We start from the raw sequence: 4,937 nt of genomic DNA, 5'->3' as shown, positions 1-4,937 counted from the left end.
GTCAGTTATGAGATAAACAACAGGTTTCTTCCTGAGCTACGAATTGGAACCGATAATTATATCAATGACACGAGCCTGGAATTAGTGGTCAACTATATTTTTAAGAGAAACGAAACGGTAAATGTTTATGCTGGATTAGGTGGAAGGGTTGGATTTTTTGAAGGACTGGTTGTCCCTGTCGGATTAAATATTTATCCTTTCGAAAGTAAAAACTTCGGATTTCAGATTGAGTTAGCAACTATTTTGAGGGAGTCAAGCCTTTTGAGAGGCAGTGGGGGGATAAGATATAGGTTTTAGATTCCTTTTCCCAATGGCTAATACTATATGAGAACAATGCAAATTTATTGCTCAATCCAAATTCCACCCTCGCTTGCAACGCCTAATCTTCCTGCGGCCTCCCGAAGGGTGGGGAAAGCTCGTTAGTTCGCACTGTTATACTGGACGTAGCCACAATTAGAAAAACAATTTTTAATCAATAACAATTAATTTAAACAAGAAGTATTATGAAAAAAATGAATTTTATTTTAGTATTAACTTTTCTATTTTCTTTCAGTCTTATTCAAGCTCAACAAGAAGAAGATAACTCAAAATTTGAAATCATCGCTTATGGAGGAATTGGTTACACCAAAGTAAAAACTCATGTTCAACCTCGCTATGATTTAAACGTTAATACTGGAGAAATTCTATTAAACTATAAAGTCTGGGGAAAATACGGTATTGCTACAGGTATAGGTTTTTCTGAATTGAGCGGTAGCGGATTTAACGAAACCGGCGTTTTCTATTCTGAAAGGAATCTACTTAAAATACCATTATTGTTTACTCTTAACCAAAATATTTCAGATAAGTTGTTCATCCTCGGAACTCTGGGTGCTTATGGTCAAACACCAACAAAAGACCAATTAGCATACATTGATGGTGGAGAAAGCGATGTTTATGAAGGTTGGAATTATGGAATACAACTTGGATTTGGGTTTGGTTATAATATTGATAAAAAATTAGGTTTGGGTATAAATTTAAACGGACAATCAGACTTGTCTGAATTAGAAACAAGTTCTGGTAAGTCATTTAACGATAAACAAAAACATAATAATTTAAATTCTATAGGTTTGTTTTTAAAATATAAACTCTAAAAAAACCGTAGGCAACAGTATATAAAACAATGCTCAAACCTGTCTCAAATCGAAGTTGCGTGCTCGCTTGCTAGGCCAGATTGTGCTGCACTATTCCCTTCGGGTGGGTTCCTTTCATCTTCGCCCTGGCTTCGGTGAACATAAGACAGACAATCAGGTCTCAGAGCTTTTATACGAGATCATACCTGCAATTTTTAATCAAAATTTTAGAATGAATAAAACTTATTTGACCTGCTTCCTAAGCTTAATTCTAGTTGCAACAGGATTTTCCCAAGAAATAATACTAAAAGGAAAAGTAACAGATGCCGAAAATTTAGCCCTGGCCTTCGTAAATATTGGAATTCCGAAGAAACATACCGGTACGGTTTCAAATGAGAATGGAGAATATAAACTTAAAATACCTTCAAATATATTAGAGAATGATACAGTAGTATTCTCATATATAGGCTACAAAACTATAAAAAAGTCGATTGTTGAATTAAAGAACCAAGAATCCTTATCAATTCAGATGGAAACTGAAGAAAACCAATTAGAGGAAGTAGTTTTTGAGACGAAAAAATTCAAAGACAAAAAACTAGGAAGAACCAATAAAGGTCTTGGTTTAATGCACTTTAACTTTTATACAGTTTATGAAAAGGAAATTGATGACCGATTAAGCAAAGAACTAGGAATGAATTTCAAACTCAGAAAAAATTGCCGACTTGAAAAATTCAATTTTGCAATTTCACAAAATGAATTTCAGCTTTTAAAATTTAGGATTAACATCTATAGTTTGAAAAATGGGCAGCCTCGGGATCTAATAATATCAGATAATATAATATTCGAAATTAAGGATGAAAAAACTGGGTGGAAATCTATTGATCTAAACCCTTATAATATTTATCTTAAAGAAGAAACAGGCGAATTTTTGCTAACTATACAATGGGTAGAAAGCAATAAATCAAAAGCAGGAAGTAAATTTTTTTCCATTCCAGCAAGTAAATCACCATTTCATAAAATTTACTACAGAGATAAAGCTATGGACAAGTTTGAGTCACAAACAGGAAGTTTAAGTATGTATTTAGACGCTAAATGTTCTAACTAAAAAACAGCAGGTAAAAGGTATAACGCAAATGAAGGGTTTTTATAGAAAAGAACTACTTAGTTTTCAAGACTCAAAAAATCGTTAGGCAGACAAATCCGCATCCATCAATCCACGCCTCTTGTTGATATACAAGACCGTTAGCCAATAGCCCATACTTTTAGCTTCGGTGGCTAGGTAAAGCTTTGGTGAACGCAGACGGACAATCACGCTCGGCAGCTAGCCCTGTTTTATATGAAACCTTGTAAGGTATTTATCTCTCTCAGGGGAAATTTGTCTGATGACACTGAAATAAATAAATTTCCTTAAATTTGTATCCATGTAGATACAATTTTTATGTTCTTTATTGAATAAACGGCTGAATTCGATAAATGGTTAAGAAAGTTAAAAGACTTAAAAGCCAAGGCAAAATCCTGTTTAGAATTCAGAAACTAGAAAATGACGGACACTTTGGAGATTGCAAACCTGTAGGCAACGGTATTAAAGAAATGCGAGTAAATTTCGCAAAAGGATATCGTGTTTATTTCAAGGAAAAAGACGGAAAAATAATTTTCCTAATAAGTGGCGGAGATAAGTCATCTCAACAAAAGGACATTGAGAATGCTAAAGAAATCTGGAAAAAACTAAACAAATAAAAAAATGGGAGCTTCAAAATTTGAAATAGCAGAATATTTGGACAGCCAGGAAATGATTGCTGAGTATCTCAATACGGTTTTGGAGGAAGGAGATCACGCAGATTTTATTAATGCGATTGGGCATATTGCAAAAGCGATTGGCATGACTAAAATCTCCGAAGAAACAGGATTGAGCAGACCAAGTTTATACAAAGCATTATCAAACGGTGCAAATCCACAATTTTCGACAATAATGAAAGTTTTAAAAGCAATTGGAGGCCAAATACAAGTAAATCCAAAGTCCGTCTAACATAAATGACACCTCTGCGACTATTCACCTGCCTTTTTCTTTTACTTAGTTTTCAATATCTTTGGTTAAAACCAACCAAAACCAATGAAAAAGAAATTCTTCAAAATGCTTTCTCGTTTTAACAAGAAAGTATTACCGAGTTATTCAAAAAAGCAACTCGATCTCCAAAAAGCCAGTAAGGTGCAGATGGCGATAATCGGTTGGAAACTCTGGGTCACCAAGAATGCCCTGGATTAATACTTCAGCAGGGATTCAACCGAATAATTTTTCAATTTATCCCGACCTTTTAAAAAGCCTATTTCCACCAGGAAATTACATTGTACGATCTCTCCGCCTAGTTTTTCTACCAGGTTGCAGGCAGCTAGCGCCGTTCCTCCTGTGGCCAGCACATCGTCGTGAACCAGAACCTTCTCCCCTTTTTCAATCGCATCCTGATGGATCTCCAGAGAATCAGTGCCATATTCCAGTTCGTAAGCTTCGGTGTGGGTTTTATAGGGAAGTTTTCCTGGTTTCCGTATCGGAATAAATCCGGCATCTAGCTTATCGGCTAAAAGCGTGGCGAAAAAAAATCCGCGGGATTCCACCCCTATAACTTTATCGATCTTCTCCCCTTTTAAATTTTCAATGAAAGTTTTAACCGCAAAGCGCATCGCTTCAGGACTTTGAAGCATTGGAGAAATATCTTTATAAACTACTCCTTTTTTAGGAAAATCGGGGATGTCTCTTATATACTGATCAAGATTTATCATAATCGCAAGATAAGAAACCTCCCTAATTCAAGGAAAGCCTATTTGTTCATTTTTTCAGCTTCTTTTTCCAGCTTCTTTACGTTGGTTGGATACGGATTTTCCTTCAGGGTTTTCGCAAGATGCACAAGGTTATGAGCCATTAGCAGCATCATATTATTGGTGAATTCGTGTTTATCTCCTTCAGCTTCGATATAACTTGGGCCGGGGCCGGCTTCTCCAACATAATAACAGAATCCGTTAACCGGAATACTAAAGCCATGTTCTGAGAGGTCGAAAATCATACTGGAAATAGCCTTTTTGGCGCCGTCTTCATTACCATCTACCATCACTCCGGCCACCTTGTTATAGGTAGGGTATTGCCCGTCTTTTTCGTTACCCTCTTCCATAATTCCATCGAAGCGTTCCCCTACAAGCTTTGCCACCGCGCTGCGGTCTCCGCGCCAAATGGGAGTTGCGAGAATAAGAATGTCGGCTGCTTTTACTTTTTTCAGAATATCAGGCCATTCATCCTCTTTCCCTTCATCAGAGGTATTTCCGAAGGCGACATCGTGATCTACCACCCGAACAATCTCGGTGGAGACATCAAGATCCTTGAAGACTTTTTCGGCGTGTTCTATAAATGCTTCGGTATTAGAAGTTTTCGGTGACTTTTTTAGGGTGCAATTCAGAAACAAAGCTTTCAGTTTCATAATTTCATTTTTTTGATTCCTTTGCAACTTATTAAAAATGAATCCACAAGCCAGTTAAAGCGGGGTTAAAGAAGGCTTAGCAGAATTATAAAATAAAGCTGAAAAGATTCCCGCAGAAACTTAAATCTCTGTTATTTAAAATCTTCTTAACGGCATAATTGAGGAATTGAAGCGATATTTAATAAAAAGAAAATTTTATGAATTTAAAAGGAAAAGTAGCCGTTGTAACCGGAGCAAGTAGCGGAATAGGAAAAGCAATAGCCGAAAAACTATCGGCCGAGGGATGTAAAGTTGCCCTGGCCAGCAGAAGCCTGGAAAAACTGGCAGAGATTAAAAAGAAACTCCCTACTGAAAGTTTTATCGC

The 4,937-nt window shown here is 36.4% G+C and carries 9 protein-coding genes; 7 read left to right on the top strand and 2 right to left on the bottom strand.

The window, feature by feature from the left end; all coding sequences use genetic code 11:
* The 6 genes from ACESK1_RS12010 to ACESK1_RS11985 form a co-directional block, all read left to right on the top strand.
* Positions 1-297, top strand: a 297-nt coding sequence (locus ACESK1_RS12010; RefSeq protein WP_372920420.1) for a hypothetical protein, incomplete at its 5' end; no start/stop codon positions are given.
* A gap of 206 nt (positions 298-503) precedes the next feature.
* Complete coding sequence (locus ACESK1_RS12005) at positions 504-1,130, top strand: hypothetical protein (protein WP_372920419.1); 627 nt, start codon at positions 504-506, stop codon at positions 1,128-1,130.
* A 211-nt stretch (positions 1,131-1,341) separates the two neighbouring features.
* Positions 1,342-2,214: a carboxypeptidase-like regulatory domain-containing protein gene (locus tag ACESK1_RS12000; protein WP_372920418.1), complete on the top strand. Its 873-nt coding sequence runs from the start codon at positions 1,342-1,344 to the stop codon at positions 2,212-2,214.
* 368 nt (positions 2,215-2,582) lie between these two features.
* Complete coding sequence (locus ACESK1_RS11995) at positions 2,583-2,846, top strand: type II toxin-antitoxin system RelE/ParE family toxin (protein WP_372920417.1); 264 nt, start codon at positions 2,583-2,585, stop codon at positions 2,844-2,846.
* Between the two features lie 4 nt (positions 2,847-2,850).
* The gene (locus ACESK1_RS11990) at positions 2,851-3,135 is read left to right on the top strand and encodes an addiction module antidote protein (protein ID WP_372920416.1); all 285 of its coding nucleotides are present in this window, start codon (positions 2,851-2,853) and stop codon (positions 3,133-3,135) included.
* Between the two features lie 84 nt (positions 3,136-3,219).
* The gene (locus ACESK1_RS11985) at positions 3,220-3,372 is read left to right on the top strand and encodes an SsrA-binding protein (protein ID WP_372920415.1); all 153 of its coding nucleotides are present in this window, start codon (positions 3,220-3,222) and stop codon (positions 3,370-3,372) included.
* Here ACESK1_RS11985 and ACESK1_RS11980 read toward each other — a convergent pair.
* Together ACESK1_RS11980 and ACESK1_RS11975 are read right to left on the bottom strand one after the other, a co-directional pair.
* Positions 3,369-3,884 carry an adenine phosphoribosyltransferase gene (locus tag ACESK1_RS11980; protein WP_372920414.1) on the bottom strand — a complete coding sequence of 172 codons (516 nt, stop codon included), beginning with the start codon at positions 3,882-3,884 and terminating at the stop codon, positions 3,369-3,371. The two genes, ACESK1_RS11985 and ACESK1_RS11980, sit on opposite strands and share 4 nt — an antisense overlap.
* Before the next feature lie 38 nt (positions 3,885-3,922).
* Entirely contained in the window at positions 3,923-4,573 is a 651-nt protein-coding gene (locus ACESK1_RS11975) for a flavodoxin family protein (RefSeq protein ID WP_372920413.1), read from the bottom strand.
* Positions 4,574-4,770: 197 nt separating this feature from the next.
* Between ACESK1_RS11975 and ACESK1_RS11970 the strand changes: the two genes are divergently transcribed.
* On the top strand, positions 4,771-4,937 hold a 167-nt coding region (locus ACESK1_RS11970; RefSeq protein ID WP_372920421.1), incomplete at its 3' end, for an SDR family oxidoreductase.

It is taken from the genome of Salegentibacter sp. (assembly GCF_041642575.1).
In the GTDB taxonomy this organism is placed as follows: domain Bacteria; phylum Bacteroidota; class Bacteroidia; order Flavobacteriales; family Flavobacteriaceae; genus Salegentibacter.
Note: the sequence above shows the minus strand (reverse complement) of the source record. Positions and strands in the feature narration are given on the sequence as shown.

Coding starts and splice junctions, on each gene's coding strand:
- ACESK1_RS12005 (WP_372920419.1), top strand. CDS start 504: ATGAAAAAAATGAATTTTATTTTAGTATTAACTTTTCTATTTTCTTTC.
- ACESK1_RS12000 (WP_372920418.1), top strand. CDS start 1,342: ATGAATAAAACTTATTTGACCTGCTTCCTAAGCTTAATTCTAGTTGCA.
- ACESK1_RS11995 (WP_372920417.1), top strand. CDS start 2,583: ATGGTTAAGAAAGTTAAAAGACTTAAAAGCCAAGGCAAAATCCTGTTT.
- ACESK1_RS11990 (WP_372920416.1), top strand. CDS start 2,851: ATGGGAGCTTCAAAATTTGAAATAGCAGAATATTTGGACAGCCAGGAA.
- ACESK1_RS11985 (WP_372920415.1), top strand. CDS start 3,220: ATGAAAAAGAAATTCTTCAAAATGCTTTCTCGTTTTAACAAGAAAGTA.
- ACESK1_RS11980 (WP_372920414.1), bottom strand. CDS start 3,884: ATGATAAATCTTGATCAGTATATAAGAGACATCCCCGATTTTCCTAAA.
- ACESK1_RS11975 (WP_372920413.1), bottom strand. CDS start 4,573: ATGAAACTGAAAGCTTTGTTTCTGAATTGCACCCTAAAAAAGTCACCG.